Raw genomic sequence first — 20,979 nt, forward strand, 5'->3', positions numbered from 1 at the left:
TTTAACTCTATAATAGAGTTAAAGAGATTCGTGAAAGGTTGATATAAATGAACGAACGTTATTCTCGTCAAATTTTATTCGATAAAATTGGAGAACAAGGTCAAGAAAGAATTGAACAAGCGAGTGTCACTATTGTAGGCATGGGTGCACTTGGTACTCATGTTGCTGAACAGTTGACTAGATCGGGTATAAAGAGACTCAATATTATTGATCGAGATTATGTTGAATCGTCAAATTTACAAAGACAAACATTATTTATAGAGAATGATATTAAAGAAATGTTGCCTAAAGTCGTAGCAGCAGAAAGACATTTAAAGAAAATTCGTGAAGACATTACAATAAAATCTTATATTGCACAATGTGATGCAAAGTTATTACATGAAGTTGCGCGTTACTCAAACATTATTATTGATGCGACAGATAATTTTAATACGAGACAAATTATTAATGATTTTGCGTACAAGATGAATATTCCGTGGATATATGGCGCATGTTTAGAATCTACTTATGTTCAAGCGACTTTTGTGCCTAGTGAAACACCTTGCTTCAACTGTGTATTACCACAATTACCAGTGATTAACAGAACTTGTGACACAGTAGGCGTGATAAATCCTGCTGTTACAATGGCAGCAAGTTTACAAGTTGCAGATGCACTTAAAATATTAGCTGGTTATTCATTTACACCTAAAATTACGTACGGTGACGTTTGGTTCGGTGAACATCAATCATTTGGATTTGAACAAATGAAACGAGACGATTGTGAGACTTGTGGAGCAGAACCAACTTATTCAAAATTATCAAATTCAGACAAACAACTAACTGAATTATGCGGCCGTCATACTGTTCAATATATAAACGAGAAACTTAATCGACCAGCAATTGAAAAGTTTGTTGCTCAAAATGGATTATTGCATCGTTCTAATGCTTATATGATTCAGTATTTATACGATGACCATCGTGTCGTAGCATTTAATAATGGTAGATTATTAATTCATGATTTGGATTCTGTAGAAGAAGGCAGACAATTTGTTGAGAATATGTTTGGATAGGAGTTAAATCGATGAGTGTAGTTAATAGAATAGATCGTCTTATAAATGTGTCAATATTAACCGTAAGTGATACGAGAACGAAAGAAACAGATAAAGGTGGACAACTTGTTCAACAATATTTGAATGATCTCAATGTTGAAATTAAAGAGGGGCATTATCAAATTGTTAAAGATGATGTCACTGAAATTCAAACACAAGTAAATGAGTGGTTAAGTAAAGATGTAGACGCCATTATTACAACTGGCGGTACAGGTATTAGTCAAAGAGATGTGACGATCGAGGCGATTAAACCTTTACTAGATAAAGAAATAGAAGGATTCGGTGAGATATTTAGATATTTAAGTTATACAGAAGATGTAGGTACGAGAGCCATACTTTCTAGAGCAATTGCAGGTACAGTTGGGCATCAAGTTATTATTTCAATACCGGGGTCTACAGGTGCAGTTAAATTAGCAATGGAAAAGCTCATAACTAAAGAATTGAATCATTTAGTACATGAGCTTAATAAATAACTATTGGCGTTTGAAGTCGCCGTTTTTGCCACCAGTCTTATAAGATAAATATGTTTCACCTATAACCATGCCTTTATCAACGGCTTTACACATATCATATATTGTTAAAGCTGTAACACTTGCAGCAGTTAAAGCTTCCATTTCTACACCGGTTTGACCTTTCGTCTTAACGGTTGCTGAAATATTTATTGTGTATGGTTCATCTTTATCCCATTCATAAGAAATATCGATGCCTGTTAATTGAAGTGGGTGACACATAGGTATCAATTGGCTTGTATTCTTAGCAGCTATAATGCCAGCAATTTGTGCTGTACCAAGTACATCGCCTTTTTTATTTGTTGCATTTTTTATTTGATCATAGATTGTTTGATTTACTTTAATACTTGAGTTTGCAATTGCGATACGTGTGCTTATTTCTTTATCTGAGACATCGACCATTTTTGCATGGCCTTGCTCATTAAAATGTGTAAATTCAGACAAAATCATCATCCTTTCTAAAGGTATTATAACATGTAAGTTTAAATAAATTGATAGGGAGTGCAGACAATTGACAGTTGAAATGAGAACACCTATACCAGTAAAAGAAGCTATTGAACGTGTTATCAAAGTAGTAAAGCAATTAGAGACAGAAACAGTATCAATAAATGATAGTTTAAACTATATTCTTGCTGAAGATATTCAAGCAACTTACGATATTCCTCGATTTGATAAGTCACCTTACGATGGGTTTGCAATTAAAAGTGCTGATTCTAAAGGGGCATCAGGAGAGAATAGAATATCATTTAAAGTTGTAGATCATATCGGTGCTGGAACAGCTTCAAATGTGACTTTAAATAGTGGAGAAGCGGTACGTATTATGACTGGCGCACCTATATCTGAAGGTGTAGATGCAGTTGTAATGTTTGAACAAACAGTGGAAACAGAAACAGGATTTACTATTCGTAAACCATTTACGGAAGGCGAAAATGTCGCTTTTCAAGGCGAAGAATGTAAAGAAAATGAATGCGTCTTACATAAAGGACAACGTATAAATAGTGGTGTTATTGCAGTTTTGGCAACATTTGGTTACCAAACTGTTAAAGTATCCAAAAAGCCAACCGTTGCCGTCATCGCAACAGGTAGTGAGTTAGTAGGTCCAAATGAACCATTAGAACCAGGTAAGATTAGAAATTCAAATGGTCCAATGATTGAATCGTTATGTAAAGAAGTTGATATCGAAGCTACTACATACAACATTCAAGAAGATAACTTACAAGGCTGCATTGATATTGTTGAGAAAGCAATGTCACAACATGATATCGTGATTACAACAGGTGGGGTATCAGTTGGAGACTTCGACTATTTACCGAAAGTGTATGATGCAATTGGTGCAACAGTACTCTTTAATAAAGTGCAAATGAGACCGGGTAGCGTAACAACTGTTGCTCACAAAGATAATAAGATGTTGTTTGGTTTATCAGGCAATCCATCAGCTTGTTACTCAGGATTTCATTTGTTTACGAAGCCAACCATTCAAAAAATGATGTCTGCTGATGCTATATACCCAGTCATCATAGACGCGAAGTTGAATGAAGACTTTAAAAAAGCTAACCCATTCACGAGATTTATTAGAGGTAAATTATCCTTCACTTCACAAGGTGTTTATGCTGAGCCTTCAGGATTTAATAAATCAAATGCGGTTGTCGCGATTGCTAAAAGTAATGGTATGATTATTTTACCTAGTGGAACAAGAGGCTATCAAAAAGGTGACGAAGTGAAAGTTCTATTAACAGACCATCAGTCATATGAAAGTAAATTAACACTATGAAGATATTACAAATAGTTGGTTATAAAAATAGTGGTAAAACAACATTAATAAATGAATTAATTAAAGAATGTCGTAGTCAGCAATTAACAGTATCTACAATTAAACATCATGGGCACGGTGCAGACGAAATTTCTTTAAATCATAAAGAAGTAGACAGTTTAACGTTTATTAACAGTGGTGCTAAAGAAAGTATCGTGTTGGGTAAACAGTTAATAGAGAGAGTAACGTATGAAGAGAAGTCATTACAGCAAATAATCGATGAAGATTTGTCTGTTGAGCCTGCTGTGCTATTAATTGAAGGATTTAAGCATGATCATTTTCCAAAAGTACTTTTGACGAAGCAATCTGAAGATTTAGCACAAACATTACACAATATTGTATATCAGTTTGATGCGTTTAATCTTGAAGAAAAGAAAGACTTTATAGTTTGGTTTGAAAATTGGTTGAAAAAGTAGGTGTAGAAGTGAAACAATTTGAAATCGTCAATGATCCAATAAATCCTGAACAATACAGAAACTGGACACTTAATGAAAAACAAGGTGCAGTTGTTGTCTTTACAGGCCATGTTAGAGAATGGACTAAAGGCATTAAAACAGAGTACTTAGCTTATGAGGCATACATCCCAATGGCAGAGAAGAAATTAGCTCAAATTGGTGATGAAATTAAAGAAAAATGGCCAGGTACAATAGTTGCAATTGCACATAGAATTGGTGAATTACAAATATCAGATATAGCTGTTGTTATCAGTGTATCTTCACCGCATAGAAAAGATGCATATAAAGCAAATGAATATGCGATTGAGAGGATTAAAGAAATCGTGCCAATCTGGAAAAAAGAAATATGGGAAGATGGGGAAGAATGGCAAGGCAGTCAAAAACAATACCATTCTTCTATTCAAATGGAGGGTGAATAATGAAAGTATTGTATTTTGCTCATTTAAAAGAAATAATAAACATAAATGAAGAGCAAATAACTCTTAACCAAGACTACTCTGTGTTAAACTTTAAGCAATATTTAGTTGAGAAGCATCCAGAGTTAAGGGATGAAACTTTTCAAGTTGCTGTAAATGAGGAATTTGTGCAAGAATCAAGTGTCATAACAGACCAAGATGTTGTTGCATTGATTCCACCAGTTAGTGGAGGGTAAAGAGAAAATGATAGCAATAGTTCTAGCTGGCGGTAAGTCCAGTAGATTCGGTTCACCAAAAGCGTTAGCGACAATTAATGGAGAAGTTTTTTATGAAAAAATCATTCAAACTTTAAATCAAACGAATTTATTTGAAAAAGTTGTGATTAGTACGAGTGAAGAATTGAAGGATTCATTTAATCACCATAATGTTGTCGTAGATTTATCAAAGTACAAAAATAATGGTCCTTTAGGTGGGATTTATAGCGTGATGCAAAAACATGATTCGGAATGTTATTTTGTGATTGCTTGCGATACACCTAAAATTACCGAAAAAGCGATTAGTCATTTATATCAATTTTTTATTTCGCGTGTAATGGAAGAACAGCTAGACATTGCTGGATACGAAGCAAATGGTAAAAAAATGCCGACATTAGCATTTTATAGTCATCGTGTCGAAGCGGACATTAAAGAAGCGTTAGACCATGAAGCTTTTAGAATGAAAGATATATATGAAAAGAAACCTTCACAATGGTTAGATGTATCAAATGTGAAAGATTCAACTAATTGGTACCAAAATATAAATTACATTGAAGATTTAGAAAAAGCCGAGTCTTAACGATTGTATAGGTAGAGGGGGCGTTACGATGCATCAACCTATCAAAGATAAATTAGGAAGACCAATTAGAGATTTAAGAATATCCGTTACCGATAGATGTAATTTTCGTTGTGATTACTGTATGCCAAAAGAAATTTTTGGAGATGATTACGTCTTTTTACCTAAAGAAGAATTGTTGAGTTTTGAAGAAATTACGAGATTATCTCAGTTATACAGCTCACTTGGTGTAAATAAAATTAGAATTACAGGCGGAGAACCGCTTCTAAGACGAAATCTATACGAGCTTGTAGAAGCTTTGAATAAGATAGATGGTATAGAAGACATCGGATTAACGACAAATGGTATGTTGTTAAAAAAACATGGATTGAATTTATACAATGCTGGACTACGAAGAGTGAATGTAAGTATAGATGCAATGGATGATGAATTATTTAAATCGATTAATAATCGTCAAATATCCGCTTCTCAAATACTTGATCAAATAGATTATGCAGTAAGCATAGGTTTAAAAGTTAAAGTGAATGTCGTGATCCAAAAAGGGGTGAACGACCAAGAAATATTGCCACTTGTTGAGCATTTTAAAGAGAAAAACATTATCGTAAGATTTATAGAATTTATGGATGTAGGTAATGATAATGGGTGGAATTTTGATAAAGTCGTCACTAAGAAAGAAATGTTAAATATTATTTCTTCAGCCTATGATGTAGAACCAGTGGACGCCAATTATTTTGGAGAAGTTGCAACATACTATCGCCATAAAGATAACGGCGCACAATTTGGTTTGATCACGAGTGTATCAGCATCATTTTGTTCATCGTGTACACGAGCAAGAATTTCATCTGACGGTAAATTTTATGGTTGCTTATTCGCTGAAAAGAATGGCTATGATATAAAATCAGAACTAAGAAGCGGTAAGACAGACGAAGAATTATTAAGCACATTAAAGTATTTATGGAATATAAGAGATGACAGATACTCAGATGAACGAACAGCAGCTACTGTAGCAAGACGAAAGAAAAATAAAATTGATATGAACTATATAGGTGGTTAGACTAGAAGTTAGGGACAGAATTGTGAGAAATGTCTCTAAGTGAGCGCATATCTAATTACCAGAATTCGTAATAATGGAAGTTAGCACATTCTAATATAACTAAATAAAATTTCAATTATATTATAAAATATGTTGTTAATTTTTGGCGTTTTTTTGGCGCTGACTCCTGCGGGAACAGCATGATTCGAAGACTACAGGCTGAGAACATGCCCGCGGAAAGCATGCGCATAAAAAATGCCGGGCAAAGTCTAAGACTTTATCGACACTCTAAAAACAAGCTAGGACACTCCCAATGTCCTAGCTTGTTTTATTATTTCATAAAATATTTTCCGATAATCATATCTAACGTATCTTTTGAAAGTACGAGTGTTTGTTCGTTTGCTTTTTTGAGCATTTCTTCCGTATTCTCATCATTAAATTTGATAGATTTAGAGAAGTAAGGTGCAAATACATCGATAAAACTATTCAACACTCTTTCTTCATCTGTTATTGTATTTATCTCACTAATTGGTGCAACTTCTAATTGATGGAAGTCTAGGTGTTTCTTAATTGTCTCAAATATAAAGTCATTTGATGGTGGGTTCTGATTGGTTGCGTGATAAATCTTATGATTTTCTGCATAATCACATGCTACTGTGAGTACTTGTACAACATAATCAACGGGTACGAAATTCGACGTATGACTTGCATCTCCAAATAGTCTATATATTGAATGATCTTTCTTTTTTTCTACACGTCTTTTGAAAACTTTTAATGCTTTCATAAAACCGTACAGCGTGAAGTTTGAATCTGCTTCTCCTGTTACGGAATCGCCAATTATAATTGCTGGACGTATAATTGAAGTTGCCATTGTTTTATTTTGCATCACGATATGTTCGGCTTTAATTTTAGTCGCTTCATAAGGATTATTGGTTGGTGAATCGATTGAATGTAGCACTTCATTACCGAGTTCTTGTTCACCAACCGTATAGGCTGTTGAAACATATAAAAAATGCTTTGTTTGTATTTGTTCTGCTAAATCCAAAGCATGTTGTGTACCGATATAATTGATTTGATAAAGATCATCAGCAAGTTCGAAATTAAATTTGACGAGTGCAGCTAAATGATAAAATTTATCTATTTGAGGTATCGTGTCAATATCACTTTCAGACACACCACATAATGCTTCTGTAATGTCTCCACTTATAAAGTGAATTCTTGAATGATACGATGGCTTTAATTTATTGAGCAATTGATCTTTCTTCTGCTCACTCCTGTATAATACATAAAATTGCTTTTGTGCATCTTTTGCAAGTGATTGTATTAACTCTGCACCTACAAATCCCGTAGCACCTGTTAAAAAAATGTTCATGTTTCCACTCCGATTCTAAGTTTCTGACTATATTTTGAACGATGACTATATGAAAGTAAAGTATTTTAATAAGTGTTCACATATAACATTGCTATTTGAAAATTGTTAAGCAATAATATTAAGTAATAGATATAAAAGGAGCGTATTTCATGAACGAACAAAAGATGGCTAAGCCTTCATTATTTTTAATCGTGATTCTCGGTTTACTAACCGCATTTGGACCATTTTCAATAGATATGTATTTACCAGCATTACCAGAAATCAGTCGTGATTTTGATACAACAACGTCAAACACACAATTAACGCTCACACTCTTTATGGTTGGTTTAGCAGTTGGACAAGTTTTTGTCGGGCCACTATCTGACTTTATAGGGCGTAAACGACCACTCATGGTTGCATTGATTGTTTATACAGTTGCTTCAATACTATGTGTATTTGCACCTAATATATATGTCATGATGGCATTACGATTTGTACAAGGTTTTACTGGTGGGGCAGGGGCAGTTATTTCCCGGGCAATTTCCAGTGATTTATATAAAGGTAAAGCTTTAACGAAATTCTTAGCGATATTAATGCTTGTTAATGGTGTAGCACCTATTTTAGCACCTGTATTGGGTGGTATTATATTATCGTTCTCAACTTGGAAAGTAGTCTTTATTTTATTAACGATATTCGGCTTTATAATGTTTAGCTTATCTTCAGTAAAATTAACAGAATCATTACCAGTAGAAGAACGTTCATCAGGCAGAATCAGTGAAGTGCTAACAGACTTTAAAAATTTACTCAAAAGTCCAAAATTTTTAATGCCTTTGTTTATACAAGGTTGTACATACGCGTTGTTATTTAGTTACATATCCGCTTCATCATTCATAACGCAATCTGTCTATCATATTTCACCATTAGCGTTTAGTTGTATGTTTGCTTTTAATGGTCTTGGATTAATATTGTCCGGTCAAATTATTAATAAATTAGTCGACTATTATGACGAACATGTACTTATGCGTTTATTCGGAATGATTCAAATTATAGGTGTGATTATCGTTTCAATCACATTAATGAATGGTTTATCCATTTGGATATTAATGATTGGATTCTTTATACTCGTTAGTCCAGTATCTGCAATTGGTACGACTGGTTTTTCTATTGCGATGGTTAACAATAAGGGTGGCGCAGGAAGTGCTGCAAGTTTATTAGGATTATCTCAATTTCTATTTGGTGGTATCGTTTCACCGTTAGTGGGTATAAAAGGAGAACATGAAGTATATCCATATGTCCTGACAATCATTATCGTTTCAATATTGCTGATTATTTTATTCTTCATTAATAGTAAAGTGTTTAAAAGAGCAGCTTAAAAGTAGGAGGGTATGTACATGAATTTAAAATTTGATCATATTATTCATTACGTAGACGGTATAGAATCAATTGAATTTCCACATCAATATGTACAAGCCATCCAAGGTGGTAAACATACGCAATTAGGAACCTACAATCAATTAAGTTATATAGATTTACATTATATAGAGTGGATTGATGTCTTTGATGCAGCTTTAGCGCGTTCATATGCTCATACAGAAGAAGGTAGATTAAGCTTTGCGAATACATTTAAAGATACGCATGTACAAGAAGGATTTAAAAGGATCTGCCTTAGAACACAAGATATCGATAGCATGAAGACTCATCTAGAGCAATTTGATTTAGATATTGTAGGTCCAATTGAAATGTCGAGAACGAAACCGGACGGCACAACGATACAATGGCAATTACTATATTTAGATGATAAGCAAGATTTAAATTTACCATTCATCATTCAGTGGGGCGAAAGTGATGAACAAAGAGAAGCTTCTTTAGAAGATAATTTTCATAATAATTTATCAATAGATGAAGTGACGATTCAAGTAAGCAATCTTCATGAATCGAGTCAAAATTGGCAATCATGGTATGGATTGAAAGAGATTGAAACAAACGAAGAATTTGTTAAGTTAAGCTTTAAAGAAGATGATGTTGTCATTAAACTTACAGAGGGTGCAGAAGAGAAATATACAACATTAACACTCTCATCAACAAATATAAAAAAAGACACGCGCATTTTATATAAAGGCGCGTGTTACGAATTCAAAGCTAATTAGCGTAAACACTGAGATAGACGCTTTGAATAATAATACCTAAATGCACCAGTGCAATTAAGGCGCTTATAATGGCTATAAATAATATGGATTTGCGTGCGTTCTCAAGAATAAAGACGATGCTTAGTAGCAAGGTGAAAGCAACAGTTATGATACGATAGCTTAAATAATTAATCGTGCTATCAAAATTTAGACTGACCGCAATCAGTATGATATTTATAATAATAAAAAGTGTTAGAACAAGTTGTCTCATATATTTCAATCCTAACTGTATGTTTTATATGACAAGTATAACAAATATTGGTCTTTTGCGTGAAATTATAGTACGTTTCATTGTATAATTAAAAGACGAATTGATAAAAAGGAGATTTATAAATGACGATAAAGAAAATGAATATCACTCATGAGCAACATGATGAATTTGTAAAGCAACATCCAAATGGTGATATGTTGCAACTTACAAAGTGGGCAGAATCCAAAAAGCTTACAGGTTGGTATTCTCGTCGTATAGCAGTGGGCGATGGTGAAAAGATAACAGGTGTAGCACAACTTTTATTTAAGAAAGTGCCAAAGCTACCATATACATTATGTTACATATCAAGAGGTTTTGTTGTTGATTATAAAGACGAAACATCTGTTAAAGTACTTTTTGAATTATCTAAAGAAATCGCACGTAATGAGAAAAGTTATGCCATTAAAATTGACCCAGATATAGAAGTGGATCAATCTGAAGGTGTTCTTGAATATTTAACTTCATCAGGATTTGAACATAAAGGATTTGAAGATGGATTAAGTAAGAAATATATCCAACCTAGAATGACGATGATCACTAAAATCGATCAACCTGAAGAAGACTTAATGCAAAGCTTTGATAAACGAAACCGTTCACGTGTTAGAAACTCTTTAAAAAGAGGTACTGAATTAGTTATTGGTAACCGTGACGACTTGAAAATCTTTGCGAAAATCATGGAAGAAACAGGCGAGAGAGACAATTTCTTAACAAGAGATGTTTCGTACTTTGAGAATATTTATGATCATTTACATCCAGATGGCGACTGTGAATTATTCTTAGTTAAAGTTGTGCCTGATACAGTCTTAAAAGACTTATTTAAAGAACGTGATGCACTATTAGAAGAAAAAGAAAAATTAGCAAATAGAAGACAAACTAAGAAAGTCGTTAATCAATTAAATGATGCTGATGAAAAATTAGGTAACTTTGAAAAACGTATTCAAGAAATGGAAGAATTAAAAAGTAAAAAACCAGATGGTGTGTATTTATCTGGCGGTATCTTAATCTTCTCAGGTACAAAATCATATTATTTATATGGTGCGTCATCAAATGAATATCGTGAATTTTTACCGAATCATCGCATGATTATTGAAATGATGCGCTTTGCTAAAGAAAAAGGCGCTACTAAGTTTGACTTCGGTGGTACGGATAATAACCCAGACCAAGGCCATGAACATTATGGATTATGGGCATTCAAGAGAGTTTGGGGTACTTATTTAAGTGAGAAAATTGGTGAATTTGATTATGTATTAAATAAACCACTTTATACAGCAATCGAGAAAGTTAAGCCAGCAGTAGTCACTTATAAAAGAAAAATCGAAAAGAAAATCAAAAGAAACTAGACATAAAATTAAGGCACTAAAACTTTAAATTATTAAATTTTAGTGCTTTCTTTATGTATAAGGTATGTTTCAGCGTTAAATTATTATACAATTATTTACAAATCATAAATTAGGAGGAAATTGAGTGGTTCAAAAAATGATCAAGTTCTCGCTGAATAATAAATTTGCTATTTTGCTTATGACGATTATTATTTTGCTTGGCGGCATATATTCAGCGTTCAAAATGAAACTAGAGTTATTACCGGATATTACAACGCCTGTTATTACAATTACGACGCCATATCCAGGTGCAACACCTGAAAGTGTTCTAGAAAATGTAACAGAACCAGTTGAAAAAGAAGTTCAAAATCTAGAAGGTGTACAAAATGTAACAAGTCAGTCTTTAGAAAATGCTTCAGCAATTACATTAGAATATACATATCAAACAGACATGGATGAAGCTGAGACTGAATTAAGAAAGAAATTAGAAGCGTTAGATTTACCTGATGGTGTTCAAGATCCGGATATGAGTAGAATGTCTATGTACTCATTCCCAGTTGTGAGTTATTCAATTTCTGATAAAGATGACGATCTTGAAAAAGTCACAAAGCAAATGGAATCAGGTTTAATACCTAAACTTGAAAAAGTAGACGGCGTTCAAAATGTATCATTGTCTGGTCAAACGTTAGAAGAAGTTAATTTAGAATTTGACCAAAATGAATTAACGAAACGTGGTATGAGTGAAGATGAAGTACTTCAATATATTGATGGTGCTACGAAAGAATCACCTTTAGGTTTATATACATTTGGTGATGATTTGAAATCAATCGTTGTAGATGGAAGGTTTACTTCAATTAAAGCGCTAAAAGACTTAGAAATACCTATGACAGGTGGTGCTTCAAGTGGTGGAGAGCAAAGTGCAGCAAGTCAATCACAACAAGCCCAGCAAGCTCAACAAGGTCAAGAAGGTTCTGAATCAAGTGATAGTAGTGCATCTCAAAGTATCCCATCTGTAAAATTATCTGATATCGCAGATGTTAAACAAGAGAAGAAACGAGATTCAATTTCTAAGACGAATGGTAAAGATGCGTTAGCGCTTCAAGTAACGAAATCTACAGATGCCAATTTAGTAGATGTCGTTGATAATGTAGACAAAGAACTTGAAGCTTATAAGAAAGATCATAAGAACGTAGAATCTGTACAATTGATGGAAACAGCATCAACAATTAAAGATTCAGTATCGACGATGGTTGAGAAAGCTTTAATCGGTTCTATCGTTGCAGTTATTATCATTATGTTCTTCTTAAGAGATATTAAATCAACTATTATCGCGATGGTATCTATTCCAATGTCATTATTAATGGCACTCATTGGTCTAAAAGCGATGGATGTTTCATTAAATATCTTAACTTTAGGTGCATTAACAGTCGCAATTGGACGTGTTATTGATGACTCCATTGTTGTTATAGAGAATATTTATCGACGCATGTCGGATAAAGGTGAAGAACTGAAAGGTAGTAAACTGATTACAAGTGCGACGAAAGAAATGTTTATTCCAATCATGTCGTCAACAATCGTTACAATTGTCGTATTCTTACCGTTAGCTTTTGTAACTGGACAAATTGGAGAAATGTTTAGACCATTTGCTTTAGCAGTAGCATTTAGTTTATTAGCTTCACTACTCATCGCATTAACAATCGTGCCAGTTCTTTCACACATCTTCTTTAGAAATGGTATTAAGAAAGCTAAGAAAGAAAGAGGACATTGGTTAACGGATAAATACAAAGGTATTTTAAACTGGAATTTAAATCATAAATGGCTCGTTATTGTATTAAGTATCGTGCTTGTTATTGCAAGTATTGCACTTGTATTTACGCCTTATATCGGTAAATCGTTTATCGATACAGGTGAAGATAAGATGTTAGCACTAACTTATAAACCTTCGCCAGGTGAAAAAGAAGATCAAGTTGTTAAAAACGGTGAACAAGCTGAGAAATATTTATCAAAAGATAAAAACGTAGAATTCGTTCAGTATAGTGTAGGTGGAGAAAATCCATTTAATCCATCTGCCAAAAATGACATGGCTTTAATGGTTAAATACGATAAAGATACACCTAACTGGGATAATGTCGGTAAAGAAGTTATGGATCATATCGGTAAATTCAACCATAAAGGTGAATGGAAACAACAAGATTTCTCTACTGGCGGTACAGCGAATGAAGTATCTGTAAAAGTATCAGGTCCATCAACTGAAGCTATAGAAGGTACAGTTAAAGACGTAGAGAAAGAAATGAAGAAAGTTAAAGGTGTAGAAAACGTAAGTTCGAACCTTTCTAAATCTTATGAGCAATACGATGTGAAAGTTGATCAAAATAAAGCGAGCAAATTAGGACTTTCTGCAGGTCAAATTGCTATGACGCTTAATCAAACTACACAAGAAAAAGTCGTTACTAAATTAAATGATGATGGTAAATCTATCGATGTTAAACTGACTAAAAAAGAAGAATCAGATTGGTCAGAGAAGAAATTAGAAGATACTAAGATTACATCTCCATTAGGTAAAGATGTGAAACTAAGTGATATTGCGACATTGAAGAAAACAACTTCACCAGATACAATCACAAGAGAAAATGATAAAATTTCTGTTTCTGTAGATGCTAAAATCATGGCAGACGATGTTGCTAAAGTGACAACAGATGTTAATCAAAAAGTTTCTAAAATAGATACACCTACAGATGTTGAATTGAATGTTGGCGGTACAAACGACGACATCAACGAAGCAATAGAACAATTGTTGCTTGCGATGGGCGCTGCGATTTTAATCGTATATTTAGTCATCGTATTAACATTCAAAGGTGGATTAGCACCATTTGCAATATTATTCTCATTACCAGTATCTATTATTGGTGTAATCGCAGGACTGTTAATTACACAAGAAACAATATCCGTACCAAGTATGATTGGTATGTTAATGTTGATTGGTATTGTTGTAACGAATGCGATTGTATTAATAGATAGAGTGATTAATATGGAAGAAGCGGGCATGTCTACAAGAGAAGCATTAATAGAAGCAGCAGGCACGCGTTTAAGACCTATCTTAATGACAGCTATTGCGACAATCGGGGCATTAGTACCACTATTATTTGGTGGCGGAAGTTCTGTTCTTATTTCAAAAGCATTAGCAATTACAGTAATAGGTGGATTAATTTCTTCAACATTATTAACACTATTGGTTGTGCCAATTTCATATGAAATCATTATGAATTTTAAGCGAGCAATATTTAAAAGACCAAAAGAACGTATAGAATAGATACTTAATCCCTCCATGTCTGTGAGACAAGGAGGGGTTTTTGTATGTAGTAAATATATTGGTGCCGTTAGTAACAAAAGTCGGGAGAAATGTAACTAAGAGCGGCCATAGTAACAAAAGTCGAAGGAAGTGTAACTAAGGCAGCCTATCCTAATAAAAGCAACTATCATAACAATCCCATATACCTATTATGATTTATTTCTTAGTAATTTAATAAGAAAATACTTGTTCGTGTTTCATACTTTGATAGAATATATTCATATACAAAAATAGTCTGAAGAATTTTATTTCGAGGAGTCGTTATTGTGCCAATATCAAAACTATTATCAGAAATACCAGACAGTTACTTTGGAAAGACAATGGGTCGTAAGGTTGAACATGGTCCGTTACCGTTAATTAATATGGCGGTTGGTGTCCCAGATGGTGAGACGCCAAAAGTTATCGTAGATGAATTTATTAAAGCTGTACAAAAGCCAGAAAATCAGAAATATGGTGCTTTTCATGGTAAAGATACGTTTAAACAAGCGATTGTAGATTTTTATAAGAGACAATATGATGTGGATTTAGATAAAGAAGAGGAAGTATGTATTTTATATGGTACAAAAAATGGTTTAGTCGGTTTACCGATTTGTGTCGTTGAACCTAATGACTATGTATTATTACCGAATCCAGGCTATACAGATTATTTAGCAGGTGTTCTACTCGCTCGTGCTAAACCATATTCTTTAGAATTAACGCCTGAACATCAATACTTACCACAGTGGGATGAAATAGAACCTGAAATCTTAGATAAGACAAAATTAATTTATTTAACTTATCCAAATAATCCAACTGGATCTGTTGCAAATACAGAGTTTTTTGATGAAACGATTGCTAAATTTAAAGATACACAAACAAATATTATACATGACTTTGCATATAGTGCTTTCGGATTTGATCAGAAGAATCCGAGTATTCTCCAGTCGGAAGGCGCTAAAGAAACTGCTGTAGAAATATTTTCCTTATCGAAAGGGTATAATATGTCTGGTTACAGAGTAGGCTTTGCAGTCGGTAACAAAGAAATGATTGCTGCTTTAAAGAAATATCAAACGCATACACATGCTGGTATGTTTGGTGCATTACAAGATGCGAGTACTGTCGCTTTAAATGAATGTGATGAATTTCTTATTAAACAAAATGAAATATTTAAGACGAAAAGAGATCAATTTGAAGCGTCATTAAGAGAAGTAGGTATACCATTTGAACCAATGAAAGGTGGTATATTCCTTTGGTTACAAACACCTCCAGATTATGATGGAGAAGCATTTGTAGAATACTTATTACAAGAGGTTTCTATATTAGTTGCTCCAGGTATACCATTTGGCGATAATGGTCAAAATTATGTCAGAATCTCATTAGCGTTAAGTGATGACGAACTATTGGAAGGTGCTAAGAGGTTACAAGGTCTAGCTCACTTATACAATTAAAAAGAGCTGAGAAATACTTTTTCTCAGCTTTTTCACATAAATGAGATTTTGTCGATATGCTTTAGGGTATTAAAACACTATAAATAATAAAATCACAAATATGATCAATATAAAGATCGACATATAATTGAGTAGTTGAATTGCTTTTTGGTCTTTAATGCGATATTTAAATGCTGTAATTTCAACATTGATAACGAGACAAACCAATACAGCTAATACCCACCAAGTTTGCATTGCAAAGCTAAATACAATACTGCCTAAAAAGACAATAAGCATAAGCCCCATTATAAATCTTAAAGCTTGCGTAAGCATCGTATGTAGTTGGTATATGCTTAAGTAACTAATAATAAGATAAATAATGGTAAATAATAAAAGTATGAGAATTAACATAGTCATTTCCTTTCGTTAATCTTGATCAAGTTGAGCGCGAACTTTACTGATTTCTTCTTCGATTTTGACAAGTTGTTTTTCAAGTAAGTCGGTTGCTTGACCGGTAGATTCTCTCTTTTCTAGGTCATTTTGTATACGTATGTAATCATATTTAAGTTCAGAAAGTTGTTGGTTTAAATCCATTTTAAACACTCCTTTTTATAAAATAGCTATGAAGTAGGTGATAAATTGAAAAAAGTTAAAACCAATGCGATGCGCATCTTAGATCAATATAATATATTTTATCATACTCATGAATTTAAAATAGGAAAAGATCATTTAGATGGTCATGAAGTTGCGCAATTAATTCAGAAACCAGAACATCAAGTGTATAAGACGCTTGTATTAACAAATGGGAATCGCGAATATTTCATCTTTGTTATTCCAGTCGTTGAACATCTTGATATGAAAAAAGCTAGTAAAGCTGTTGGTCAGAAAAAATTAGAACTCTTACCACTTGATCAACTCACCAAAGTTACAGGTTATGTAAGAGGTGGTTGTTCTCCAATTGGTATGAAAAAAACATATCAAACCGTAATTGATATCAATGCTGAATCATTATCTACGTTTATCGTCAGTGCAGTTAAACGTGGCTATCAGATTGAACTTGATCCAGCAGATTTAGCCAAAGTGATTGATGTAAGCTTTGATGATATTATTAAATATAACTAAACTAATTTTAGTATAATTTATTAATATTTCAAACAAAAAGTGTGCATAGAAGTTAAACTGTTGTTAATATAGATAAATGTGAGTTTAATGAGAGAAGTGATAAAGTGACAGAAAAATTTATAATGATTATTTTATTAATTGCTTTAGGATACGTTCTAAAGAAGCTTAAATTCTTTAAAGCTTCTGATGGTAATGTACTTGCAACACTTGTACTAAATGTTACTTTGCCTTCATTAGTGATTGTAAATTTAAACGGATCTGATTTAGATTTATCTTTAGGATGGCTACCTATATTAATGCTATTATACGGCATTATAGCAAAGGTACTAATCATATGGTTATTTAAGAAAAAATATAATAATCAAATAAGAGGTACTGTGGGCATGATGGCCGCTTCAGTTAATATTGGACTGTTTGCATATCCATTAGTCGCACAAATTTGGCCTAAAAATGGTTTATTATACTTCGGTATGTTAGACATTGGTACAGCTATCATTATGTTCGGTGTAACATATTTTGTTGGTAGTTACTTCAATGATGGTGGCGATCAATTTGACTTTAAACGAATGGGTTTAAATTTATTAAAGACCGTACCACTTATGACATATATGATTATGTTTATCTTAAATATAATGAGCATTAAAGTACCTGACAAAGCGATAGAATTCTTTGAAATTATTGCAAATGCGAATATGCCATTATCCATGATCTTATTAGGTTTATTCTTGAATTTTAAAATCGAAAAAGCATACTTACCGATTGTTGTTAAATACTTAGCATTTCATTATGGCTTTGGTTTATTAATGGGATTACTTGTTCATTTCTTCTTACCTGTTGATGACCCAATGATCAAAACGACGTTACTTATTGGTTGGTTATTACCTATAGGTGTTTCAGTACTGTCTTATGCCATTACATTTAAATATAAGACCTTACCTATAGTCGGCATGGCTACTAATTTAAGTATTGTCATATCAATCGTCATTTTATATGTATATCAATTTTTCTTTGTTTAATTAGACATTAAAAAAAGCGTTTGGATTTCGCATCCAAACGCTTTTTGTTATATATTAACCTTTACCGCCCATGAAAGCAGGGTAGTTTGTCATTCCGCCATCAACATATATTGTTGTACCGTGAATGTAACTTGCTTGTTCTGAAGCTAGGAATGCATTAATATTTGCAACTTGATCCGCTTCACCAATTTCATGTAATGGAATCATTTCTAATGTTTCTTCGCGTGTTGCAGGGTCAGAGAATTTTTCGCGAGTATGTTCTGTAACAATAGCCCCTGGAGAAACATTATTAATTCTTATACCATTTTTACCGTATTCCATTGATAAAGTTTCCATCATCAATTTTAAGCCGCCTTTACTTGCTGCGTAATTGACGTAGTTTGGCCAAGGAATAACATCATGCACACTTGCAGTATTGATAATTTGACCTTTAATATCATGCTCTAAGTAGTAATTAATGACTTCTCTACTACCAATAAAAGCACCTGTTAAGTTGATATCGATAACTTTAGACCATTCTTCTAAACTCATTTCATGAGATGGAATTGGTTTTTCGAAACCAGCATTATTGATTAACACATCTATACGACCAAATGTTTCATGTGTTTGTTGAATCAAGTTCTTGATTTCTGACTCTACTGAAACGTCTGCTTTAATTGCAACCGCGTCAGCACCTGAATCTTTAATAGATTGAACGATTTTTTCAGCTTCTTCAACGTGATCTAAATATCCAATAACAACTTTTGATCCTTCTTTACCAAATCGTTTAGCAGTTGCTTTACCAATACCACTGTTACCTCCAGTGACAATCACAACTTTATCTTTTAAATCTTCATACATATTAAACACTCCTATTTTTATATATTGAGTTTACCCTTTAGCTGCACCAATAATGAATGCTGCAATAATGATTAACACGATACCTATCCAAATAAATGTCATTTGACGTTTTGTTTTTTGTTCGCCTAATAGGTAAATACCACCTAGAGTAGAAACGATTACTAACATTTGTGAAAATGAAAAGCTCGTTCCGACACCAACTTTTGGTTGTGAAATGAATAGGAACATATTACCTAATGCCCATACAATCCCTGGCAATAAGTTGAGTGACGTATGTTTAACAGAAGGTTTATGTTTGAATGATAAAATAATACCCCCAATTACCATACCAATAGATTGTGGAAATAGTGCATCCCAACCTTCAACTCCGAATACTTGACCGATTACAACGTATACGACATAACCGACAGTAGAGATGAGTAATATTGGAATAGCTTTACCAATCTTTTTAGTATTTCCACTGTTTCCAGAACCTTTTTTCTGAACAGATGTAAATATCACACCGATAATCAGTAACACTAAACCTGATAGGCCAAGTGCAACTTGCGTACCTGTTGACCATTCTCCTAAAAATGCAGCACTGAATAATGTTGTTCCAAGTAATTGTAAGCCTGTAGATATAGGCATCGTTATTGAAACCCCAATTAAGTCTACACTTCTAAGTTGAAATCCTTGTCCAAGTGCCCAGAAAGCACCTGAAATCATACCGATTATAACTGTAGTGAATGTAAAGTGCACATCACCAAAGAAGAATAGACATAAACCGATGATGAAAGCCCCAATTGTTGTACCTAAGATTTGGTTATAAGGACCTCCACCAACTTTAACGTTGATTAATACGACGCTTCCCCAGAACAATGCTGGTAATAGCGCTATAAGGTATTCCATACACAAGACTCGCTTTCTCTATTTATTTGTATTATTTAAACTACCCAAGTATTATACGCACGAAACTTTTTTATTGTAAAACATATAGCTCACAATGTAATTTTACTATTAAAAAAGACCCATGAGCGCTTATTAAGCATTCATGAGCCTTAGTTTAAATATTAAACATCGTATGGTCTCACATATTTAAAATGATGTGTTTCATTGACGATGTGGAAACCGACTTTTTCATATAATAATTGTATTTGTTCATGCTTTTTACTATCTACATAAATACGAACTGTTTCGACGTCTTGATGATTAAATGCTTCTGTCGTCGCGAAATGTATCATTTGAAACGCGATGCCTTGTTTTCTGTAATCATGGTGAGAAGCTAAATTAGGAATTGTGGCTAATTTCTCAGGTATATCTATGGATAGATAGATGTATCCTTTAACAAGACCTTCAGCTATATATAAATAAAGCGCATGATTATCGTCTAGTGAATCTATAATATCATCAGCACTTATATCACTATGTTTGAAACTATTGGAATGTAATTTATTAAAGGCATAGTAATAAGGTTTGCTGTATGGCGTCATTTGGTGTTGCTTATCAATTGGTAAAGGTGGTTGTTGAATTTCTAATGTATATTGCGTTTCTACATATCCCGCATGCAGTCTTTTCAGTTTACTATTATTTAAAATGTGATCTTTGTGTAGCGAAATGTGGCAATATTTAATGTTTGGATGATTATTTAAAAGTGTTTCCCATATTTCTTTTAAGGCGCTTAACGTTTCTTCATTTGTATCATTAACGATTGGTCCCCATACATTTGCAGTCTCATCATCTACACGCTCAAATCCTAATATCCCGGTAATTGTGTCATTGTCTTCTATATAGTAGAAGGTGGTTTCATCAAATTTATGGCTTAAGTCATTCTTAATATCTTCTATTGACTGAGGTATATGTGTCACGTAGTTTGTTTCTTGCCTGTTTTTTTCGTGTAAATAAGAAGCTATCGGATCGATTTCTTTAAGAGGCAGTATTTGCATGATAGTCACTCCTTTAATATTCAACGATTATTTTATTCCATTATACGATTAATCGAAAATTTATAAAAGTTTTTCA

22 protein-coding genes are annotated in these 20,979 nt (G+C 33.3%); 15 read left to right on the plus strand and 7 right to left on the minus strand.

The genetic code is table 11. The features are described from left to right. Positions 1-47 precede the first annotated feature (47 nt). A complete protein-coding gene (locus tag MUA60_RS03750; protein WP_262649818.1) occupies positions 48-1,049 on the plus strand; it encodes a ThiF family adenylyltransferase in 1,002 nt (333 codons plus the stop codon). Positions 1,050-1,060: 11 nt separating this feature from the next. Beyond that, positions 1,061-1,561, plus strand: coding sequence for a MogA/MoaB family molybdenum cofactor biosynthesis protein (locus MUA60_RS03755; protein ID WP_394812733.1), 501 nt, complete (start codon positions 1,061-1,063; stop codon positions 1,559-1,561). Here the strand turns inward: MUA60_RS03755 and moaC are convergent, their stop codons facing one another. Then, positions 1,562-2,041 carry a cyclic pyranopterin monophosphate synthase MoaC gene (moaC, locus tag MUA60_RS03760; RefSeq protein ID WP_262649819.1) on the minus strand — a complete coding sequence of 160 codons (480 nt, stop codon included), beginning with the start codon at positions 2,039-2,041 and terminating at the stop codon, positions 1,562-1,564. Between the two features lie 67 nt (positions 2,042-2,108). Here moaC and MUA60_RS03765 point away from each other — a divergent pair, with 67 nt between their 5' ends. The 6 genes from MUA60_RS03765 to moaA are packed head-to-tail and all read left to right on the plus strand — an operon-like array spanning position 2,109 to position 6,163. Continuing rightward, entirely contained in the window at positions 2,109-3,368 is a 1,260-nt protein-coding gene (locus tag MUA60_RS03765; protein ID WP_262649820.1) for a molybdopterin molybdotransferase MoeA, read from the plus strand. Then, positions 3,365-3,823, plus strand: coding sequence for a molybdopterin-guanine dinucleotide biosynthesis protein B (mobB, locus tag MUA60_RS03770; RefSeq protein WP_262649821.1), 459 nt, complete (start codon positions 3,365-3,367; stop codon positions 3,821-3,823). Before MUA60_RS03765 ends, mobB begins: the two co-directional genes overlap by 4 nt. Before the next feature lie 8 nt (positions 3,824-3,831). Then, a complete protein-coding gene (locus MUA60_RS03775) occupies positions 3,832-4,281 on the plus strand; it encodes a molybdenum cofactor biosynthesis protein MoaE (protein WP_126477759.1) in 450 nt (149 codons plus the stop codon). After that, positions 4,281-4,514 (plus strand): molybdopterin converting factor subunit 1, encoded by a 234-nt coding sequence (gene moaD / locus MUA60_RS03780; RefSeq protein ID WP_262649823.1) that lies wholly within the window; start codon positions 4,281-4,283, stop codon positions 4,512-4,514. The genes MUA60_RS03775 and moaD overlap by 1 nt, the downstream gene beginning before the upstream one ends. Positions 4,515-4,521: 7 nt before the next feature. Further along, positions 4,522-5,112 carry a molybdenum cofactor guanylyltransferase MobA gene (mobA, locus tag MUA60_RS03785; RefSeq protein ID WP_049320020.1) on the plus strand — a complete coding sequence of 197 codons (591 nt, stop codon included), beginning with the start codon at positions 4,522-4,524 and terminating at the stop codon, positions 5,110-5,112. Between the two features lie 28 nt (positions 5,113-5,140). Further along, positions 5,141-6,163: a GTP 3',8-cyclase MoaA gene (moaA, locus tag MUA60_RS03790; RefSeq protein ID WP_262649825.1), complete on the plus strand. Its 1,023-nt coding sequence runs from the start codon at positions 5,141-5,143 to the stop codon at positions 6,161-6,163. A gap of 310 nt (positions 6,164-6,473) precedes the next feature. Here the strand turns inward: moaA and MUA60_RS03795 are convergent, their stop codons facing one another. Further along, positions 6,474-7,514 (minus strand): SDR family oxidoreductase, encoded by a 1,041-nt coding sequence (locus MUA60_RS03795; protein WP_262649826.1) that lies wholly within the window; start codon positions 7,512-7,514, stop codon positions 6,474-6,476. Positions 7,515-7,663: 149 nt separating this feature from the next. Between MUA60_RS03795 and MUA60_RS03800 the strand changes: the two genes are divergently transcribed. From MUA60_RS03800 to MUA60_RS03820, 5 genes are all read left to right on the plus strand, one after another. Next, positions 7,664-8,866: a putative multidrug effflux MFS transporter TcaB gene (locus MUA60_RS03800; RefSeq protein WP_262649827.1), complete on the plus strand. Its 1,203-nt coding sequence runs from the start codon at positions 7,664-7,666 to the stop codon at positions 8,864-8,866. An 18-nt stretch (positions 8,867-8,884) separates the two neighbouring features. Next, the gene (locus MUA60_RS03805; RefSeq protein WP_262649829.1) at positions 8,885-9,640 is read left to right on the plus strand and encodes a VOC family protein; all 756 of its coding nucleotides are present in this window, start codon (positions 8,885-8,887) and stop codon (positions 9,638-9,640) included. Between the two features lie 378 nt (positions 9,641-10,018). Then, positions 10,019-11,269, plus strand: coding sequence for a lipid II:glycine glycyltransferase FemX (locus tag MUA60_RS03810; RefSeq protein ID WP_262650580.1), 1,251 nt, complete (start codon positions 10,019-10,021; stop codon positions 11,267-11,269). Positions 11,270-11,393: 124 nt separating this feature from the next. After that, a complete protein-coding gene (locus tag MUA60_RS03815) occupies positions 11,394-14,558 on the plus strand; it encodes an efflux RND transporter permease subunit (RefSeq protein WP_316964774.1) in 3,165 nt (1,054 codons plus the stop codon). A 305-nt stretch (positions 14,559-14,863) separates the two neighbouring features. After that, positions 14,864-16,024, plus strand: a complete 1,161-nt coding sequence (locus tag MUA60_RS03820; protein ID WP_262649830.1) for an aminotransferase class I/II-fold pyridoxal phosphate-dependent enzyme — start codon at positions 14,864-14,866, stop codon at positions 16,022-16,024. Between the two features lie 69 nt (positions 16,025-16,093). Here MUA60_RS03820 and mspA read toward each other — a convergent pair whose 3' ends face one another. Both mspA and MUA60_RS03830 read right to left on the minus strand, forming a co-directional pair. After that, positions 16,094-16,414, minus strand: a complete 321-nt coding sequence (mspA, locus tag MUA60_RS03825; RefSeq protein WP_262649831.1) for a membrane stabilizing protein MspA — start codon at positions 16,412-16,414, stop codon at positions 16,094-16,096. 15 nt (positions 16,415-16,429) lie between these two features. After that, positions 16,430-16,597 carry an SE1832 family protein gene (locus tag MUA60_RS03830; protein ID WP_049320027.1) on the minus strand — a complete coding sequence of 56 codons (168 nt, stop codon included), beginning with the start codon at positions 16,595-16,597 and terminating at the stop codon, positions 16,430-16,432. A gap of 45 nt (positions 16,598-16,642) precedes the next feature. Between MUA60_RS03830 and ybaK the strand changes: the two genes are divergently transcribed. Together ybaK and MUA60_RS03840 are read left to right on the plus strand one after the other, a co-directional pair. After that, positions 16,643-17,125, plus strand: a complete 483-nt coding sequence (ybaK, locus tag MUA60_RS03835) for a Cys-tRNA(Pro) deacylase (protein WP_262649832.1) — start codon at positions 16,643-16,645, stop codon at positions 17,123-17,125. Positions 17,126-17,229: 104 nt separating this feature from the next. After that, the gene (locus MUA60_RS03840) at positions 17,230-18,141 is read left to right on the plus strand and encodes an AEC family transporter (RefSeq protein ID WP_262649833.1); all 912 of its coding nucleotides are present in this window, start codon (positions 17,230-17,232) and stop codon (positions 18,139-18,141) included. Positions 18,142-18,195: 54 nt separating this feature from the next. Here MUA60_RS03840 and MUA60_RS03845 read toward each other — a convergent pair whose 3' ends face one another. The 3 genes from MUA60_RS03845 to MUA60_RS03855 form a co-directional block, all read right to left on the minus strand. After that, positions 18,196-18,981, minus strand: coding sequence for a glucose 1-dehydrogenase (locus MUA60_RS03845; protein WP_262649834.1), 786 nt, complete (start codon positions 18,979-18,981; stop codon positions 18,196-18,198). A 30-nt stretch (positions 18,982-19,011) separates the two neighbouring features. Beyond that, positions 19,012-19,869, minus strand: coding sequence for a GRP family sugar transporter (locus tag MUA60_RS03850; RefSeq protein WP_262649835.1), 858 nt, complete (start codon positions 19,867-19,869; stop codon positions 19,012-19,014). A 161-nt stretch (positions 19,870-20,030) separates the two neighbouring features. Continuing rightward, positions 20,031-20,903, minus strand: coding sequence for a GNAT family N-acetyltransferase (locus tag MUA60_RS03855; protein WP_262649837.1), 873 nt, complete (start codon positions 20,901-20,903; stop codon positions 20,031-20,033). Between the last annotated feature and the right edge of the window lie 76 nt (positions 20,904-20,979).

Source organism: Mammaliicoccus sciuri (assembly GCF_025561425.1).
GTDB classification, from domain to species: Bacteria; Bacillota; Bacilli; order Staphylococcales; family Staphylococcaceae; genus Mammaliicoccus; species Mammaliicoccus sciuri_A.

What these genes read in the sequence shown, in the direction of transcription:
- MUA60_RS03755 (WP_394812733.1), top strand. Translation starts at nt 1,061, where the DNA reads ATGAGTGTAGTTAATAGAATAGATCGTCTTATAAATGTGTCAATATTA.
- MUA60_RS03855 (WP_262649837.1), bottom strand. Translation starts at nt 20,903, where the DNA reads ATGCAAATACTGCCTCTTAAAGAAATCGATCCGATAGCTTCTTATTTA.
- mobB (WP_262649821.1), top strand. Translation starts at nt 3,365, where the DNA reads ATGAAGATATTACAAATAGTTGGTTATAAAAATAGTGGTAAAACAACA.
- MUA60_RS03800 (WP_262649827.1), top strand. Translation starts at nt 7,664, where the DNA reads ATGAACGAACAAAAGATGGCTAAGCCTTCATTATTTTTAATCGTGATT.
- mspA (WP_262649831.1), bottom strand. Translation starts at nt 16,414, where the DNA reads ATGTTAATTCTCATACTTTTATTATTTACCATTATTTATCTTATTATT.
- MUA60_RS03850 (WP_262649835.1), bottom strand. Translation starts at nt 19,869, where the DNA reads ATGGAATACCTTATAGCGCTATTACCAGCATTGTTCTGGGGAAGCGTC.
- MUA60_RS03750 (WP_262649818.1), top strand. Translation starts at nt 48, where the DNA reads ATGAACGAACGTTATTCTCGTCAAATTTTATTCGATAAAATTGGAGAA.
- moaA (WP_262649825.1), top strand. Translation starts at nt 5,141, where the DNA reads ATGCATCAACCTATCAAAGATAAATTAGGAAGACCAATTAGAGATTTA.
- mobA (WP_049320020.1), top strand. Translation starts at nt 4,522, where the DNA reads ATGATAGCAATAGTTCTAGCTGGCGGTAAGTCCAGTAGATTCGGTTCA.
- MUA60_RS03845 (WP_262649834.1), bottom strand. Translation starts at nt 18,981, where the DNA reads ATGTATGAAGATTTAAAAGATAAAGTTGTGATTGTCACTGGAGGTAAC.
- MUA60_RS03830 (WP_049320027.1), bottom strand. Translation starts at nt 16,597, where the DNA reads ATGGATTTAAACCAACAACTTTCTGAACTTAAATATGATTACATACGT.
- moaD (WP_262649823.1), top strand. Translation starts at nt 4,281, where the DNA reads ATGAAAGTATTGTATTTTGCTCATTTAAAAGAAATAATAAACATAAAT.
- MUA60_RS03805 (WP_262649829.1), top strand. Translation starts at nt 8,885, where the DNA reads ATGAATTTAAAATTTGATCATATTATTCATTACGTAGACGGTATAGAA.
- MUA60_RS03795 (WP_262649826.1), bottom strand. Translation starts at nt 7,514, where the DNA reads ATGAACATTTTTTTAACAGGTGCTACGGGATTTGTAGGTGCAGAGTTA.